General features: G+C 75.2%; 15 protein-coding genes. 11 read left to right on the top strand and 4 right to left on the bottom strand.

What is annotated here, in order from left to right; genetic code table 11:
* The first annotated feature begins 3 nt into the window (after window positions 1-3).
* Both hisB and hisH read left to right on the top strand, forming a co-directional pair.
* A complete protein-coding gene (gene hisB, locus I6A81_RS30975; protein WP_203002602.1) occupies window positions 4-597 on the top strand; it encodes an imidazoleglycerol-phosphate dehydratase HisB in 594 nt (197 codons plus the stop codon).
* Window positions 594-1,208, top strand: coding sequence for an imidazole glycerol phosphate synthase subunit HisH (gene hisH / locus I6A81_RS30970; protein ID WP_203002603.1), 615 nt, complete (start codon window positions 594-596; stop codon window positions 1,206-1,208). The genes hisB and hisH overlap by 4 nt, the downstream gene beginning before the upstream one ends.
* Window positions 1,209-1,291: 83 nt before the next feature.
* Here hisH and I6A81_RS30965 read toward each other — a convergent pair whose 3' ends face one another.
* A complete protein-coding gene (locus I6A81_RS30965) occupies window positions 1,292-2,008 on the bottom strand; it encodes a maleylpyruvate isomerase family mycothiol-dependent enzyme (protein WP_203002604.1) in 717 nt (238 codons plus the stop codon).
* Window positions 2,009-2,156: 148 nt separating this feature from the next.
* Between I6A81_RS30965 and priA the strand changes: the two genes are divergently transcribed.
* The 5 genes from priA (at window position 2,157) to I6A81_RS30940 (ending at window position 9,895) form a co-directional block, all read left to right on the top strand.
* Complete coding sequence (priA, locus tag I6A81_RS30960) at window positions 2,157-2,885, top strand: bifunctional 1-(5-phosphoribosyl)-5-((5-phosphoribosylamino)methylideneamino)imidazole-4-carboxamide isomerase/phosphoribosylanthranilate isomerase PriA (RefSeq protein WP_203002605.1); 729 nt, start codon at window positions 2,157-2,159, stop codon at window positions 2,883-2,885.
* Window positions 2,882-3,646: an imidazole glycerol phosphate synthase subunit HisF gene (gene hisF, locus I6A81_RS30955; protein WP_203002606.1), complete on the top strand. Its 765-nt coding sequence runs from the start codon at window positions 2,882-2,884 to the stop codon at window positions 3,644-3,646. Before priA ends, hisF begins: the two co-directional genes overlap by 4 nt.
* Window positions 3,647-3,924: 278 nt before the next feature.
* Entirely contained in the window at window positions 3,925-5,463 is a 1,539-nt protein-coding gene (locus I6A81_RS30950; protein ID WP_203002607.1) for an MFS transporter, read from the top strand.
* 314 nt (window positions 5,464-5,777) lie between these two features.
* The gene (locus tag I6A81_RS30945; protein WP_407661405.1) at window positions 5,778-7,919 is read left to right on the top strand and encodes an ABC transporter ATP-binding protein; all 2,142 of its coding nucleotides are present in this window, start codon (window positions 5,778-5,780) and stop codon (window positions 7,917-7,919) included.
* Window positions 7,916-9,895 carry an ABC transporter ATP-binding protein gene (locus I6A81_RS30940; RefSeq protein ID WP_203010388.1) on the top strand — a complete coding sequence of 660 codons (1,980 nt, stop codon included), beginning with the start codon at window positions 7,916-7,918 and terminating at the stop codon, window positions 9,893-9,895. Before I6A81_RS30945 ends, I6A81_RS30940 begins: the two co-directional genes overlap by 4 nt.
* 44 nt (window positions 9,896-9,939) lie before the next feature.
* Here the strand turns inward: I6A81_RS30940 and I6A81_RS30935 are convergent, their stop codons facing one another.
* From I6A81_RS30935 to I6A81_RS30925, 3 genes are all read right to left on the bottom strand, one after another.
* Window positions 9,940-10,602, bottom strand: a complete 663-nt coding sequence (locus I6A81_RS30935) for a helix-turn-helix domain-containing protein (RefSeq protein ID WP_203000299.1) — start codon at window positions 10,600-10,602, stop codon at window positions 9,940-9,942.
* A gap of 109 nt (window positions 10,603-10,711) precedes the next feature.
* A complete protein-coding gene (locus I6A81_RS30930) occupies window positions 10,712-12,454 on the bottom strand; it encodes an amidase (RefSeq protein ID WP_203000301.1) in 1,743 nt (580 codons plus the stop codon).
* Window positions 12,455-12,657: 203 nt separating this feature from the next.
* The gene (locus I6A81_RS30925; protein WP_203000303.1) at window positions 12,658-12,825 is read right to left on the bottom strand and encodes a hypothetical protein; all 168 of its coding nucleotides are present in this window, start codon (window positions 12,823-12,825) and stop codon (window positions 12,658-12,660) included.
* A 107-nt stretch (window positions 12,826-12,932) separates the two neighbouring features.
* On the opposite strand from I6A81_RS30925, the gene I6A81_RS30920 reads away from it, so the two are divergent.
* From I6A81_RS30920 to I6A81_RS30905, 4 genes are all read left to right on the top strand, one after another.
* Complete coding sequence (locus I6A81_RS30920) at window positions 12,933-14,177, top strand: LLM class flavin-dependent oxidoreductase (RefSeq protein ID WP_203000304.1); 1,245 nt, start codon at window positions 12,933-12,935, stop codon at window positions 14,175-14,177.
* Window positions 14,178-14,415: 238 nt separating this feature from the next.
* Complete coding sequence (locus I6A81_RS30915) at window positions 14,416-15,177, top strand: cysteine hydrolase family protein (RefSeq protein ID WP_307875024.1); 762 nt, start codon at window positions 14,416-14,418, stop codon at window positions 15,175-15,177.
* A 62-nt stretch (window positions 15,178-15,239) separates the two neighbouring features.
* Complete coding sequence (locus I6A81_RS30910; RefSeq protein WP_307875023.1) at window positions 15,240-15,659, top strand: cupin domain-containing protein; 420 nt, start codon at window positions 15,240-15,242, stop codon at window positions 15,657-15,659.
* Window positions 15,660-15,746: 87 nt separating this feature from the next.
* A complete protein-coding gene (locus tag I6A81_RS30905; protein ID WP_203000308.1) occupies window positions 15,747-16,628 on the top strand; it encodes an MBL fold metallo-hydrolase in 882 nt (293 codons plus the stop codon).
* The last annotated feature ends 290 nt before the right edge of the window (window positions 16,629-16,918 follow it).

Raw genomic sequence — 16,918 nt, 5'->3', positions numbered from 1 at the left:
GAGATGGCAGGAACGCGGACCGCTCGGATCGAACGCAAGACGCTGGAGTCGGACGTGCTCGTCGAGCTGGACCTCGACGGGAGCGGCGTCGCGACGGTGGACACCGGTGTCGGGTTCTACGACCACATGCTGGCCCAGCTGGGCAAGCACGGCGGTTTCGACCTCACCGTGCGCACCAGGGGCGACCTGCACATCGACGCGCATCACACGGTCGAGGACACCTCGATCGCGTTCGGCGAGGCGCTGCGCGCGGCGCTCGGCGACAAGTCCGGCATCAGGCGGTTCGGGGACGCGATGGTGCCGCTCGACGAGGCGCTGGTGCAGGCCGCCGTCGACCTGTCCGGCCGGCCGTACTGCGTGCACGTCGAGCCGGAGCTGGCCCCGATGATCGGCACCTACGACACGACGCTCACCCGGCACATCTTCGAGTCGATCACCTCGGCGGCCCGGATCGCGCTGCACGTGCGGGTGCTGTCCGGCCGCAACGCGCACCACGTCGTCGAGGCCCAGTTCAAGGCGGTCGCCCGGGCGATGCGTGACGCGGTCGCCTTCGACGCCCGCGTCACCGGAATCCCGTCGACCAAGGGCGTCCTGTGAGCCGACCGAAGGTCGTCGTCCTCGACTACGGGTCGGGCAACCTGCGCTCGGCGCAGCGGGCCGTCGAGCGCGTCGGCGCCGAGGTCACCGTGACCGCCGACCTGGCGGCGGCGGCGGAGGCCGACGGGCTGGTCGTGCCGGGGGTGGGCGCCTACGCGGCCTGCATGGCCGGCCTCGACGGCATCGGGGGCGCTCCGGCGGTCCGGGCGCGGGTCGCGGCCGGGCGGCCGGTGCTGGGCATCTGCGTCGGCATGCAGATCCTCTACGAGCTGGGCGACGAGCACGGGGTGCGCACGGTGGGCCTTTCGCTGCTGGCCGGCGAGGTGCGCCGGCTGGCCGCGCCGATCCTGCCGCACATGGGCTGGAACACCGTCACCCCGCCGGCCGGCTCCACGCTGTTCGCCGGCCTGCCAGCCGGGACCCGGTTCTACTTCGTGCACTCCTACGCCGCCAAGGCGGACGTCGACGCCGGTGACACCGTCGCCGAGCACGGCGAGCCGTTCGCCGCCGCCGTCGAGCGCGGCGCGCTGTGCGCGACGCAGTTCCACCCGGAGAAGTCCGGGGACGCCGGCGCGCACGTCCTCACCAACTGGCTGGCCACGCTGCGCTGACCGGCCCGGCCGTCCGGCCATCGGGCGCGGGCACGCCGGCGGCTGGCGGAGCCCGCGGCGGCGGTGGGCCAGCGGGGCTGGCGTCAGCCGGCGCGCAGGGCGAGCAGCAGGTCCGTGTCGCCGAAGGCGGTCAGGCCGGGGGCGTCGAAACCGGTCCGCCCCCACAGGGCGAGCAGCGCCGGGCCGGCCTCGCCGCGCAGGCCGGCGTCGCCCTTCGCGTGCCCCTCGGTGACGTCGACCTTGTCGCCCGCCAGGCCGATCATCCACTCGCCGGGGGTGTCGGTGAGGTGGATGTGCGCGGTGCCGTCGCCGGGCCCGGACAGGCCGGCGGCCCGGCTGGCGGGCAGCAGGGCGCGCAGCAGCTCGTCGATGCCGTCGGCGGCGAGCACCGGGTCGAGCGGGCGCGCCTCGCCGGCCGCCCCGGCCGCGTCCCAGGCGTGGATCTGCAGCTCGTGGGCCAGCCGGCGCCGCCAGAAGCCGACGACCCGCGGCTCGAGGGTCATGTTCCACGCCGGCGCCGCCGGGTCCAGGTCGCGCAGCAGGGCCGCCGTGGCCGCGACCGCGCGCCGGTAGTGCTCGACCAGCGCGGCGGACTCGGCCGGGGGCCGCTCGACGCGCGGCGGCGGGTCGACGACGCCGCGCGGCAGGTGCGCGACGGTCGAGTCGAGCAGCCGGGCGACGTGCGACACCAGCCGCCGGCAGTCCCAGCCGGGGCAGGCGGGCACCGGCGCGTCGAGGTCCTTGGCGGCGGAGGCGAGCAGCGCCTCGGCCTCCGCCTGGAACAGCGCGGGATAGTCCATTCGTCGGAGTCTCGCGCGTTCGTCGCGCGGGCGCATCCCTCCTCGCGTCCTCCCTGACATCCCTCCCGGCGCGGGGGCGCGGCGGTCCAGGTCACGATCGGCCCGAGGGCCGGCGGATCTCCCGCCGTGGCCCCGTAGGGTGGGCGGCGTGACGTTGACGTTGTTGCCCGCGGTGGATGTGGCGGACGGGGTGGCCGTCCGGTTGGTGCAGGGCGAGGCCGGGTCGGAGACCGTCTACGGCGACCCGCGCGAGGCCGCGCTCGCCTGGCAGCGCGACGGCGCGGAGTGGATCCACCTCGTCGACCTCGACGCCGCCTTCGGCCGGGGCTCCAACCGGGAGCTGCTCGCCGAGGTGGTGAAGTCGCTCGACGTCGCCGTGGAGCTGTCCGGCGGGATCCGCGACGACGACTCGCTCGACGCCGCGCTGTCCACCGGGGCGGCGCGGGTGAACGTCGGCACCGCCGCGCTGGAGAACCCCGACTGGGTGCGCCGGGCGATCGACCGGGTCGGCGACCGGATCGCGGTGGGCCTGGACGTGCGCGGCACGACGCTCGCGGCCCGGGGCTGGACGAAGGAGGGCGGCGAACTGTTCGAGGTGCTCGCCCGCCTCGACGCCGACGGCTGCTCCCGGTACGTGCTCACCGACGTCCGGCGCGACGGCACCCTCACCGGCCCGAACCTGGAGCTGCTGGCCGCCGTCACCGCCGCGACCGACCGGCCGGTGGTGGCCAGCGGCGGCGTGTCCTCGCTCGCGGACCTGACCGCGATCGCCGGCGTCCCCGGCGTCGAGGGCGCGATCATCGGCAAGGCTCTCTACGCGGGTGCCTTCACCCTCCCGGAGGCCCTGGCGGTGGCCCGGGGCGACGCCACGCGATGAGCGTCGCCGTCCGTGTGATCCCCTGCCTGGACGTCGACGCCGGGCGGGTGGTCAAGGGGGTCAACTTCACCGGCCTGCGGGACGCCGGCGACCCGGTCGAGATGGCCCGCCTCTACGACGCCGAGGGCGCCGACGAGCTGACCTTCCTCGACATCACCGCCTCCAGCGGCAACCGGGAGACGACCTACGACATCGTGCGCCGCACCGCCGAGCAGGTGTTCATCCCGCTCACCGTCGGCGGTGGGGTGCGCGCGGCCGACGACGTCGACCGGCTGCTGCGGGCCGGGGCCGACAAGGTCGGCGTCAACACGGCCGCGGTGGCCCGGCCCGAGCTGCTGCGCGAGTGCGCGCTGCGCTTCGGCAGCCAGTGTGTCGTCCTGTCGGTCGACGCCCGGCGCGCGAAGGACCCGGACGGCCCACGGTTCGAGGTGACGACGCACGGCGGGCGGCGCGGCACCGGCATCGACGCGGTCGCCTGGGCGGCGCGCGCCGTCGAGCTGGGCGCGGGCGAGATCCTGCTCAACTCGATGGACGCCGACGGGACGCGGGACGGCTACGACCTGGAGATGATCGCCGCGGTCCGCGCCGAGGTGGACGTGCCGGTGATCGCCAGCGGCGGCGCGGGCCAGCTCGCGGACTTCGCGCCCGCGGTCGCGGCCGGCGCCGACGCGGTGCTGGCCGCCAGCGTGTTCCACTTCGGCCACCTGCGCATCGCCGACGTCAAGTCCGTCCTGCGGGCCGCGGAGGTCCCCGTCCGCTGATCCGCCCGCCGCGGGAATGCGACAAAGGTCTCTCCGCGGTCTGCCCGCGGGGGCGGTGGCGACGCCGCGGGATCTCCGGGGCCGTCGTCGGAGGGCCGCGTGTCCGGCAAGGGGCCGCTCGCGGCGATGGGCCGGGGCTGGATGATCGGAAACTGCCTGGCGGTGACGCTCGCCCCGTTCCCATGTGATCCACGGACGGGAAGCGGAGGGACGCTTCCGGTTGGCGGTATCATCCGGAGCGCGATTCCGCTTCTCGTCCGCCCCGTGAACGGAGCCCCATGTCCGCCGAACCCGGCAGCGGCGCAGGCCGTGCCGCCTCGCCCGGCCCTGGCGCCGCGGGCAACCGCCCGGCCGCCGCGCGCACGCCCGGCCGCGGCAGCCCGACGCTGATCTTCGTGACGCTCGCGCTCGGCGCGTCCGCGTACACGGTGCTGCAGTCCCTGGTGCTGCCGGCGCTGCCCGTGATCCAGCGCGACCTGCACACCTCGCAGGCGACGTCCTCGTGGCTCCTGACGGCGTTCCTGCTCTCCGCGTCGATCGCCACCCCGATTCTCGGCCGCGTCGGCGACCTGGTCGGCAAGCGGCAGATGCTGCTGGTCGTCTTCGCCGCGCTCAGCGTGGGATCGCTGATCTCGGGACTGGCCGACTCGATCGGCGTGCTCATCCTCGCCCGGGTCATCCAGGGCCTCGCCGGCGCGATCTTCCCGCTGTCGTACGGCATCATCCGCGACGAGTTCCCGGCCGCGCGGGTCCCCGCCGCGATCGGCCTGATGTCCGGCATGCTCGGCATCGGCAGCGGCCTGGGCGTCGTGCTCGCCGGCCCGATCGTCGACGCGCTGTCGTGGCACTGGCTGTTCTGGTTCCCGCTGATGGTGTCCGGGCTCGCGCTGGTCGCGACGTTCGTGTTCATTCCCGATTCGCCGGCGCGGGCGACCGGCTCGGTGAACCTGCCGGCCGCGGGCGCGCTCGCCGCCTGGCTGGTGGCGCTGCTGCTCGGCCTGTCCAAGGGCTCCACCTGGGGCTGGGCGTCCGGCGGCACGATCGGTCTGTTCGCCGCCGCGGTCGTGCTGTTCGGCGTGTGGGTGCTGGTGGAGAGCCGCTCGGCGGTGCCGCTGATCGACCTGCAGGTGATGCGGATCCCGGCGGTGTGGTGGACGAACATCGCCGCGCTGCTGCTCGGCATCGGGATGTACGCGTCGTTCATCGTCGTGCCGCCGCTCATGCAGACGCCGACGAGCGTCGGCTACGGCCTGGGCGCGTCGGTGACGCTCTCGGGCCTGTACATGCTGCCGGGCACCGCCGCGATGCTCGTCGTCGGCGTGCTGATCGGCCGGATCACCGACCGGTTCGGCGCGAAGCTGCCGCTCGTCGTCGGCTCGGTGATCGCGGCGGCCGCGTGCGCCCTGCTGGTCGCCGTACACAACGAGCCGTGGAGCTTCATCGTGATGTCGGCTGTGCAGGGCATCGGCATCGGCCTGGCGTTCTCCTCGATGGCCAACCTGATCATTCAGTCGGTCCCGGTCGAGGCGACCGGCGCGGCCACCGGCATGAACGCCAACATCCGGACCATCGGGGGATCCATCGGCAGCGGCATCATCGCGAGCGTGCTCGCCGCCGGCACGCTCCCGAGCGGCTACCCGAAGGAGTCCGGCTACGTCATCGGCATGGTGGTGCTGGGCGCGGCGACGCTGGTCGCGGCGCTCGCCGGGGCCCTGGTCCCGACCGCCCGCGCCCGGGCGGGCCGGGCCGGCGGAATGGGCGCGCCGACGCCCGTCGTCGCGGCTGGCGAGGCCGTGAGCGCTCCGGCGGCGAGCTGATCGGGCAGCTGACCGGCCGCCGAGGGACCAGCCACTGGTCGCCCGCCATCCCGCCATCCCGCCGTCCCGGTGGCGCCGGCCGGCGCGTGCCCGCCGGCCGCGGGACTGCGCGGCGGTCATCCGTTGTTGCAGCCTGAAGGTCACATGGCTGTCATGAAGCGGTAGCTGGACGGTAGCCGTTACGTATCAGTCCGGCTGTTTCGGAGCATTCGTCGCCCGACGGCGAGCCGGTCGGCCTCGGGGCGATCCGGGGCGATCCGGGGTGAGGGACGCGTAGCGCGGCGAGCCGGCGCGTGAGTGGCGAGAGGAGAACCGTGCCCGGATCCGGTGCGGCCCCGAACGGGCCGACGAGGCCCGCCGATGTCGAGATCCCGGCCGATGTCGAGATCCCGGTCGACGCCGCGAGCCCGGTCGACGCCGCGAGCCCGGCGGGGTCCGCCGACCCGGTCGACGCCGTGGGCCCAGCCGGTTTCGCCCAGGCCGCGAGCCGGGTAGACGCGACCGGCTCGGTCATCGGGCGTGGCCTGCGCATCCTGCGGCTGGCGGTCCATGAGGAGCCGCGGCTGTTCGCGCTCTCGGTCTTCGGCAGCGGGCTGTTCGGCCTGGCCACCGTGGCCAGCTCCTACGTCCTCGGCGAGGTCACCCAGCGGATCGTCGTCCCGTCGCTGCGAGACGGGCACGCCGCCTGGGCAGGCGTGGCCGGCGCGGCGCTGCTGGTGTTCGCCGTCGGCGCGACGCGCGCGGTCGGGATGTTCTTCCGCCGGTTCGCGGCCGGCGTCCTGCAGTACCGGATGCAGGCGCACTACCGGCGCCGGGTCACCCGCCAGTACCTGCGCCTGCCCCTTGCCTGGCACCAGCGGCACTCCACCGGGGCGCTGCTGTCGAATGCCAACGCCGACGTCGAGGCGCTGTGGGCCCCGGTCGCGCCGTTCCCGTTCGCGGTCGGCGTCGTGCTGATGCTGGCCGCCGCCGTGGTCCTGCTGGTCGCCACCGACCCGCTGCTCGCCGCCGTCGGTTTCGTCGTCTTCCCGCTCGTCGGCGTCCTCAACTACGTCTACTCGCGGCGCGTGTCGCCGCTGTTCGCCCGGGTGCAGGAGCTGCGGGCCGAGGTCAGCGGCGTCGCGCACGAGTCGTTCGACGGGGCGCTCGTCGTCAAGACGCTCGGCCGGGAGGCCGACGAGACCGCCCGCTTCCGCGGGTCGGCCGAGGCGCTGCGCGACGCGATGATCCGCGCCGGCCGGGTCCGGGGGATCTTCGACCCGCTGATGGAGGCGCTGCCGAACCTGGGCGTGCTCGCGGTCCTCGTCGTCGGCGCGCACCGGATCTCCGCCGGGAGCCTGTCCGTCGGTGACCTGGTCCGGGTGGCCTACCTGTTCACGCTCCTGGCGTTCCCGATCCGGGCGATCGGCTGGGTGATCAGCGAGCTGCCCCGGTCGGTCGTCGGCTGGGGCCGGGTGTCGGCGGTGCTGACCGCGAGCGGCGAACAGACCTTCGGCGGGGCGCGGCTCGCCGCCACCGGCCCGGCGCGGCTGCGCCTGGACGGCGTCTCCTACCGCTACCCGTCGCCGGCCTCCGAAGCGCCGGCGTCCGAAGCGCCGGCGTCCGAAGCGGCCGGGGGCGGGCACGCGCGCGGCCGGCCGGCCCCGGCGGCGTTGACGGACGTGACCTTCGAGGCCACGCCGGGAAAGGTCATCGCCATCGCCGGCCGCACCGGCGCCGGCAAGTCGACGCTGGTCGGGCTGCTCGCCCGGCTCGTCGACCCGGACGCCGGCGCGGTGCGCCTCGACGGCACCGACCTGCGCGACCTGGCCGCCGGCGAGGTGACGGGAGCGGTCGCGCTCGTCGCGCAGCAGGCGTTCCTGTTCGACGACACGGTCCGGGCCAACATCACCCTCGGCGCGGACCTGTCCGACGACGCCGTCTGGGACGCGCTGCGCCGCGCGCAGGCCGACCGGTTCGTCGCCGCCCTGCCCGACGGGCTGGACACCGAGGTGGGGGAGCGCGGCACCACGCTCTCCGGCGGCCAGCGCCAGCGGGTCGCGCTGGCCAGGGCGTTGGTCCGCAAGCCCCGGCTGCTGGTGCTGGACGACGCGACCTCCAGCGTCGACCCACGGGTGGAGGCGTCCATCCTGGCCCGGCTGCGCTCGGACGCCGGGGCGTCGACCGTGGTGGTCGTCGCGCACCGGCGGGCCACGATCGCGCTCGCCGACGAGGTCGTCTACCTGGAGGGCGGCCGGGTCGCCGCGCACGGCCGGCACGACGAGCTGCTCGTCGGCTCGCCCGGCTACGCCGACCTGCTCACCGCCTACGAACGGGCAGCCGCCGGCGCCGCCGGCGCCGCGCCGGCCGGTACCGCGGACGTGGCGGCGGACGCGGACGCGGACCTGGACTGGGACGAGCTGGGCGGCGGCGGCGAGCTGGGCGGGGACGAACTGGACGAGGGAGTGCTGTCATGACGGCCGGGCGTCCGCGCGGCGACGAGCGGCCCACGACCGACGCGGCCGCCGGGACCACACCGCCGCCCGCCGACGCGCCGATCCCGCGCCAGCGCGGCGGCCCCTCGGCCGCGGGCGACCAGCCGGTGCCCGCCGCCAGGCGGGAGGGACTGTGGAGCACGGCGCGCCGGCTGCGCCGGCTCGTCCCGGAGGCGACGAAGGGGATCGGCGTCACCCTGCTGCTCGCGCTCGTCGCCACCGCCGGCAAGATCGTCATTCCGCTCGTCGTGCAGCAGACGCTCGACCGGGGCATCTCCGGCTCCGACGGCGTCGACCTCGGCTTCGTGTACGCCGCCGTGGCGCTCGCCGCCGCCGCGATCGTGGTGACGGCGGGCGCGACGTACGCGATGAACCTGCGCCTCTACACGGCGTCCGAGGGCGCGCTCGCGACGCTGCGGGTGCGGGCCTTCCGGCATATCCACGACCTGTCGATGCTCACCCAGGCGACGCAGGCGCGCGGCGGGCTGACGGCCCGGGTGACCACGGACGTCGACCAGATGTCGCAGTTCCTGCAGTTCGGCGGCGTGCTGCTGGTCGTCTCCACCGGCCAGATGGTCGTCGCGACCTGCCTGATGCTGGTCTACTCCTGGCAGCTCACGCTGCTGGTCTATGTCTGCTTCATCCCGATGGTGTTTGCCACCCGTGGCTTCCAGCGCCGGCTGTCGACCCGGTACGTGGTCGTTCGCCGCCGCGTCGGGGACATGCTCGGCGCGGTGTCCGAGTCGGTGGTCGGAGCGCACGTGGTCCGCGCCTACGGAGCCCAGCGGCGCACGGCCGCCCGGGTCGACCAGACGGTGGAGGCCTACCGCTCGGCCCAGAGCCGGGCGCAGGTGCTGGTCGCCTCCGTGTTCTCCGCCGGCGAGCTGATCGCGTCGGTCGCGCTGGCCGGCGTCGTGCTGGCCGGCGTGGCGCTCGGTGTCGGCGGGGCGCTCACCACCGGCCGGCTGGTGGCGTTCCTGTTCCTGATGACGCTGTTCGTCATGCCTGTGCAGATGCTGACCGAGGTGCTCAACGACGGCGCGAACGCGCTCGCCGGCCTGCGCCGCGTCCTCGACATCCTCGACACTCCCAGCGACGTCCGCGACCCCGCCGAAACAGGGGCCCACGAAGGCGCGAAGGAAGAGCATTTTCGCGCCTCCTCCGGCCGGGCCGAAACGGGGAGCCACGAGCCGGGCGGCCGCGACCTGCCCGCCGGCGTGCTCGACGTGGCCTTCGAGCGCGTCACCTTCCGCTACCCGACCGGCCCGCCGGTGCTGCACGGCATCGACCTGCGCATCCCGGCGCGCGCCCGGGTCGCGGTCGTCGGCGAGACCGGCTCGGGCAAGACCACGATCGCCAAGCTGCTCACCCGCCTGATGGACCCCACCGAGGGGCGGGTCCTGATCGGTGGGACGCCGCTGACCGAGGTGCGCTTCTCGTCGCTGCGCGGCCGGGTGGTGATGGTGCCGCAAGATGGCTTCCTGTTCGACGCGACGATCGCCGACAACGTCCGCTACGGCCGCCCCGACGCGACCGACGCCGAGATCGTCGACGCGTTCGAGCGGCTGGGCCTCACGGACTGGCTGGCCGGCCTGCCCGGCGGGGTGCGCACGCCGGTGGGGGAGAGCGGCGGGCAGCTGTCCGCCGGCGAACGCCAGCTGGTCGCCCTGGCCCGCGCGGAGCTCGCCGACCCGGACCTGCTCGTCCTCGACGAGGCGACGTCCGCGGTCGACCCGGCGACGGAGGTCCGCCTCGGCGCGGCGCTGCTGGAGCTCACCCGCGGCCGCACCTCGGTGACGATCGCCCACCGCCTGTCCACCGCCGAGACCGCCGACCTGGTCGTCGTCGTCGACGCGGGCCGGGTCGTCCAGCTGGGCACCCACGCCGAGCTCGCCGCCACCCCCGGCGTCTACCAGCGCCTGCACGACTCCTGGTCCGCCGGCATCGCCGCCCTGTGACCTGCCCGCCGGCACCCACGGCGTGGGCGTCCGCGGGGCGGGTCTCAGCGGTGGGCGGTGCCGCGGCTCTCCAGGACGATGAGGGCGCGGACCTCGGGGCCGGGCAGGCCGCGCCAGCGGTGGGCGAGGCCACCCGGGTAGTAGAGGGTGTCGCCGGCGCCGAGGACGACCAGGCCCTCGTTCTCGATCTCCATCTCGACCGTGCCCGCCATGACGAAGACGAACTCGTCGCCGGAATGGGTGTAGGTCTCGCTGAACTCGGTCGGCGCGCCCTCGAAGAGCAGCGGATACATCGCCCGCGTGCCGGAGACGAGGGCGCGTACCACGCCGTGCTGGTTCGCGATCGAGAAGCCGTTGCTGGCTCGCACCAGGCTTACCCGGCGGCCGTCCGGCGGCGCTTCCGGGTCGTCGTGATGCGCCATCGACATCAGCGCCTGCTGCGTCGTTCCGAGCGCCTGGGCGATCCGGTGCAGCGACTTCATGCTCGGCCGGGCCCGGCCGCGTTCGAGCTGGCTCAGGAACGGGTGTGACAGGCCGGCCAGCGCGGCGAGCTGTACCAGGGTGAGATTCTGGCGCCGCCGCAGGGTCCGGATCGAGTGGCCGATCCAGTTGCGCAACTCCTCCTCGGTCTGGCCGCCCAGCTCGGCCGCGCCCGGCCCTCCCCGCCGGGTCGGGCCGTCGTAGGCATTCGCTACGTCCACACCCATAGAGACCATTGTCGCATCAACCAATCGTGCTCCGTCGCTGACCAGGCCAGATGCCGCGCGGGCGGTCGCGGCGCGGCCCGGACCGCCGGCCGCGCCCGGGCCACGAGCCTCAGTACGCGGCCGGGCAGGCCCGGGTGGCGAGGGTGAGCAGGGCCCGGTCGGTGCCGGCGGCGCCGACGAGGGCGACGCCGACCGGGCGGTCGCGGACCCTCAGCAGCGGCAGCACGACGACCGGCAGACCGGCGAGGCCGGCGGCGCAGGTCAGCGTGAGGGTGGCGGCGCGCACCCGGTCCTTGACGTCGACGGCAAGATCGACGGGTGGCGCCGGGCTGCTGCTGGCCGGCGCGACCAGCACGGCGCCACCGCCGAGGGCGGCGGCGAGCGCCGCCCTGGCCTGGGCGCGCGTCGCCCGCGCGGCCGCCACCTGCTCGGCGGTGACGGCGGCGGCCGCGGCGAACCGGGCGGCGACGCCAGGCCCGAGGGCGCCCGGGTGCGCCGCCACCCAGGACCCGTGCGACAGGTGCGCCTCGTGGCCCTGGCAGTGCCGGAACGCCGTGAGCCACGCGCCGAGCCGCCCGCCGGCGACAGCCGGCACCCGCCGGACCGGCAGCCCGACGGACGCGGCGAGCCCCGGGACGGCGGCCGTGAGCGCGGCGGCGACCTCGGGTTCGGCGAGCGTCGTCAGGTCGTCCGCGAGGAGCAGCTCCGCCGGCGCCGGAGCCGCGCGGTCGGCCGGCGGCAGCAGGACCGCGCCGACGCGGGCGAGCGTGGCGGCGTCCCTGGCCAGCCATCCGACCGTGTCGAAACTCGGCGCGAGCGGGACGACTCCGGCGGTGGACACAGCGCCGTGGGACGGGCGGATGCCGAACAGCGCGCAGTAGGACGCCGGCACCCGCACCGAGCCGCCGGTGTCGGTGCCCAGCCCGACGTCGGCGAGGCCGAGCGCGACCGCGCTGGCCGGGCCGCTGCTGGAACCGCCCGGCACGACGCCCGGCGCCGTCGGGTTCGGCGGCGTGCCGTAGTGGACGTTCGTTCCGGACAGGCTGTAGGCCAGCTCGTCGGTCTGGGCGATGCCGGCGACGTCGGCGCCGGCCGCGAGCAGCGCGGCGACGGCGGGCGCGTGGTCGGGCTCGGGCCGTGCCTGGGCCAGCCAGGTCGGGTTGCCGGCCCCGGTCGGGTATCCCCGGACGGCGAACAGGTCCTTGACCGCGACGCTCAGCCCGCGCAGCGGCCCGGCGGGGGCGCCCGCGACCAGCGGCTCGTCGTCCCTGTCCGCCCGCGCGCGCCACACCGCGCGGGCGGCCTCGCTCGGCGGGTCCGCGGGCGCCGATCCCGCCGGGGCCTCCTGGCGCGCGGGCGAGCCGCTGACGTGGGCCGCCGCGACCCGCCACCGGGGCCGCCCGGCCGCGTCGTTCCCGGCCGCGTCGTCCCCGGTGGCGTCGCCGCCGGATCCGGGGCCGTCGGCCGCCACCCACAGCTGGGTCTGCAGCCCGCGTCCGCCGTCCGCGCGCACGACCTCGGCGACCAGCACCACGCAGGCCGGGCCGTGTACCTGGACGTGCAGCCGCTCGACGGCGCGCGGCCCCGGTAGCCCGGGGCCGCCGCCCCGCGCCCGCCGGAACAGGCTGATCTCGGCGTGGCCGACCAGCACCCCGGCGCCGTCGGCGCGCAGCGTGGCCGGGTCGTCGAGGAACAGCTCGTCGAGCACGTCCAGGTCGTTGTCGAGCAGCGCGCGCTCATACCGCCAGAACGCCGCCTCCAGGCCGGCCCGCCAGGCGGGGTCCCCGGCGGGCGCGGCGGCCCCGGGCCGGTGGGACTGGCCGACCGCGTGGTAGCGGACGTCGCACGGCACAGGTGGCTCCTTCGGACATGGCGAGTTCTGACACGGCGAAAGGCTGAACCAGTAGACCACCGCGCGACGACGGATCACTATCCGCTACGGCGGCGCGGGCCGCGGGCGGCTGGTCCGGGCGGGTTGGCGGCGCCCCTACCGTGGTAGCCGGCCCGCGCGCCCCCGGTGGGGCCGGGCCCGGTGATTACCCCGGGTGACGTTCTTCACGAGAGTGGGGCTCTTAACGGTCGATTGACCGGTCCGAAATACGCGCGAGGCAATGTCGTCGCGGCAGCGTCCATCACAGCGGCGTTCGTCGCGGCGATGTTGGTCGTGGCAGTGTTCGTCGTGGCAGCGTCCATCACATCGATGTCCATCACATCGATGTTCATCGCGGCAACGCCGCTCCACGGCCGCGGGCCGCGCGACAATGACGAAGCCGCGTGGTCGACGGCCTCGGCGGTATCGACGTCCCGCGTCCGGCGGGGAGGGGAGCGCGATGCGCGTCGGCGTCTTTCTCTTCGGAGCCGTCGAGATGGGCGACACGATCGGCGCCGGGGGCACCGAGCCGACGGCGCGCCGCTACGGGCAGGCCGACTTCCTGTCCGCGATGCGCCGCATCCTGGACACCGGGGTGCTGGCCGACGAGCTCGGCTACGACGCGTTCTGGCTGACCGAGCACCACTTCCAGCACGAGGGCTACGAGGTCGTGCCCAACGGCCTGCTGTTCGGCGCGTTCCTGGCCGAGCGGACCCGGCGGATCCGCATCGGCACGATGTTCAACGTCGTCGGCCAGTGGCACCCGCTGCGCCTGGCCGAGGACTTCGCGATGCTGCACAACCTCTCCGGTGGCCGCGGCATCCTCGGGGTGGGCCGGGGGACCGTGCCGCGCGAGATGGAGCCGCTCTCGCTCGGCCGGATGTCGGTCGGCTCCAGCGACAATCCGGACGCGCTCGCCGCCGACGGCGTCAACCGGGACGTCACGGGCGAGGCCCTCGACCTGCTGCTCGCCGCGCTGGACAACGAGACGTTCTCCCACCGCGGCCGGTACTTCCAGGCACCGCCGCCGGGCATCCCCGACCGGGGCGGCGAGGTGGAGTCCCTCACCCTCATCCCGCGGCCCGCCTACCCCTACCAGGTGTGGCAGGCGATCAGCAGCCCCGGCTCGCTCGCGGCGGTGCCGGCGCGCGGCTTCGGCGGCGTGTTCTGGCTGGTCAACCGCTCGCTGCTGCGTGGTCGCTGGGACCGCTACGCCGAGGTCTACGCGGACACGCACGACGGCGCCCGGCTCGCTCCCGGCGAGAAGCGGATGGTGGTGCTCAACACCTGCCTCGCCGACACCCGTGAGCAGGCGATGGAACTCGCGCGCCCCGGCCACGACGAGTTCTGGCGCTTCCTCGGCCCGTACGGCTGGAACCGGGCCTACCTCGGCCCCGACGGCGGCAAGCCGCCGGCCGGCTGGGTGCCGACGCTGGAGGACTCGGTCGACCAGGGCGTGTGGGCGGTAGGCACCGCCCAGGACGTCGCCGAGGCGATCGCGCGGCTGCGCGACGACCTGGGCGGCCTGACCGACCTGACGATCTTCCCCACCGGCCCCGGCGAGAGCTACGACGCGACCGACGAGCAACTGCGCCGCTTCGCGCGCGACGTGCGCCCGCTCCTCGACGCCGCCGGCACCGCGCGGACCGGCGCCGTCGCGGCCGACATCACCGCCGCCGACGTGGCCCCGGCCCCCTTCCGGTGAGCCCGTACATCCCCGATCACGAACCGCGGATCCGCGCCAGGCACGCGCGGCGGCCCGAGCCCGGGCACGGATCCGCGGTGACGACGGCGACCGGCAGGAGATGCCTGGCCCGATGACTGACGACGCCGCGCGAAGCGGCCTCCGGGACCGCGAGGCTTCGTCATCGTCCCCGCTGGGATCCCCGGGGACCGGCGCCAGCCGGCCTGCCGGGCAGCGCCCGCGGGAGGGTGACCCGACGGTGCCGCTCGGCCCGACGGCCGCCAACTCCTGGCGGGTCGGGCCAGGCGCGGTGGACCTGCGCCGTCCGGCCAGGCCCGAGCGGGCGATCACCCTGCCCGCGCTGCCCCAGCGGCTGACGCTGGACCTGGCCCGCGCCGCCATCGTGGTGATCGACATGCAGAACGACTTCTGCCACCCCGACGGCTGGCTCGCGGGCATCGGCGTCGACATCGCCGCGGCGCGCGCCCCGATCCCGGTGCTCGCCGAGCTGCTGCCCGCGCTGCGCGCCGCCGGTGCGGCGGTCGTCTGGCTGAACTGGGGCAACCGCCCCGACCGGGCCAACCTGCCACCGGGCGTGCTGCACGTCTACGACGGCGACGGGTCCGGCACCGGCATCGGCGACCCGTTGCCGAACGGCTCCCCGGTGCTCACCGAGGGCGCCTGGGCGGCGGCGGTCGTCGACGAGCTGCCGATCGCGCCGGGCGACATCGAGGTCTCGAAATACCGCATGAGCGGCTTCTGGGACACCCCGCTGGACACGATCCTGCGCAACCTGCGCGTCGACACGCTGCTGTTCGCCGGCGTCAACGCCGACCAGTGCGTGCTGGCGACCCTCGTCGACGCCGCCTGCGCCGGCTACGACGTCGTCATGGTCGAGGAGGCGGTGGCGACCACGTCGCCGGACTTCTGCATGGCGGCGACCGTCTACAACGTCCGTCAGTGTTTCGGGTTCACCGTCACGGCCGCCGACCTGGCCGACGCCCTCAAGGCGTTGCCGTGACCGGCGGCCGGGCGCCCGGGCCGGCGCCCGCCGTGGCGTCGCCAAGGGTGGTGGGGCCGCCGGTGGTGCGGCCCCTGGGCGAGGTGACGGCCCACCGGATCTCGCCGACCGACACGGTTCGCCTCGCCGTGCTGTCCGGGCCGGCCCAGGGCTCGCCGACCACCGTGGTGTTCGAGGTGTGGGAGCCGGGCGGGTCACAGCCGCCCAACTCGCACCCGGCCTCCACCGAGACCTTCGTCGTGCTCGCCGGCCACGGCCGCGCGCACAGCGACGGGCACACCCGCCCCATCGGACCGGGCGACGTCCTGGTGCTCCCACCGGGCTCGGTGCATCGGATCGTCAACACGTCCGACACGGAGCGGCTCTACACGATCACGGTGATGGCGCCGGACGACGGCTTCGCGGCCCTCATCGAGCGCGGCCCTGCGGTCGCCCTCGACCCCGCGGACCTCGCGGTCCTGCGCGGCGCCACCGGCGGCTGACGGCCCGTCGGCGGCTCCCGAGCCGAGAGCGGTGCGGAGGCCGGCGGGAAGGGCCGCGGGAAGGCGACGAGGACAGGAGAGGACGAGATGGCCGAGCCCGACCCCTGGTTCATGACCCGGAGGCTGCGCGAAGGCGTGTGGCTGGTCGCCGAGCCATGGCACGTCTACTGCTTCCTCGTCGTCGGTACCGAGCGGGCCGTGCTGATCGACACCGGCACCGGCATCGCGGACATCTCCGCCCCGGTCCGGCGGATCACCGGCCTGCCGGTGCTCGTCGTCAACACCCATGCGCACGATGACCACCGTGGCGGGAACGTCTTCTTCGACGAGGTCGCCGCCCACCCGGTCGCCGTCGAGCGCCTCGCGCTGGCGGTCCCCGCCGACCGGGTCGGCGCCTACCTCACGGTCGCCACCGAGCAGCTCGCCGCCTACGAGACGACCCGCGCGCTCGACGACCGGTACTTCCACCTGTTCACCGCCGAGACCCGCCCCCGCCCGCTGCCGCCGGGCGTCCATCCGGCGACGGCGGCACCGATCGCAAGCGGCCCGGCGGCGCGCCCGCTCGCCGACGGCGACGTGATCGACCTTGGCGGCCGGGCGCTGCGCGTCCTGCACAGCCCGGGCCACTCGCCGGACTCGCTGTGCCTGTTCGACGAGCGCGACGGCCTGCTGTTCGTCGGCGACACGCTGATCACCGGCGACTTCTGGGCGCACACCGACGACACGGATCTCGAGGCCTTCGTCACCAGCCTGCGCCGGCTCGACGGCGAGCTCGCCGGCCAGGTGGCGCGCGTCATGCCAGCGCACACCCGCTCCTGCGAGGCCGGGCCGCACCTGCTGCGCGACGCCGCCGACGCGATCGAGGCCACCCGCGCCGGCCACGTCGGCGAGCCCGGCGTCGACCTCTACGGCCGCCCGGTCCTGCGCCACCGCTTCGCCGAGTTCAACATCCTCCGCCCAGCCGCATAACGCCCCTCGCCAAGACCGTCCGCCGCAACCGGCTGGCGCGAAAGCACACCACGAGCGAAGCGACGTGGCGGTCCGCCCGGCCGGAGCGAACCAGTACCAGCCCTCGCAAGGAGTAGCCGATCCGTAACGTTGCAGCGTCGCGTAACTGAGCTGGCGCGCAGGCGCGCCTCCCTGGAGGCCCGCCACGAGCGAAGCGACGTGGTGGTCCGTCCAGCCGGAGCGAACCAGTACCAGCCCTCGCAAGGAGTAGCCGATCCGTAACGTTGCAGCGTCGCGTAACTGAGCTGGCG

The sequence above is a fragment of the Frankia nepalensis genome (assembly GCF_016786325.1).
In the GTDB taxonomy this organism is placed as follows: domain Bacteria; phylum Actinomycetota; class Actinomycetes; order Frankiales; family Frankiaceae; genus Pseudofrankia; species Pseudofrankia nepalensis.
The sequence above is the reverse complement of the archived record's forward strand: the minus strand, read 5'-3'. Positions and strand labels throughout refer to the sequence as shown.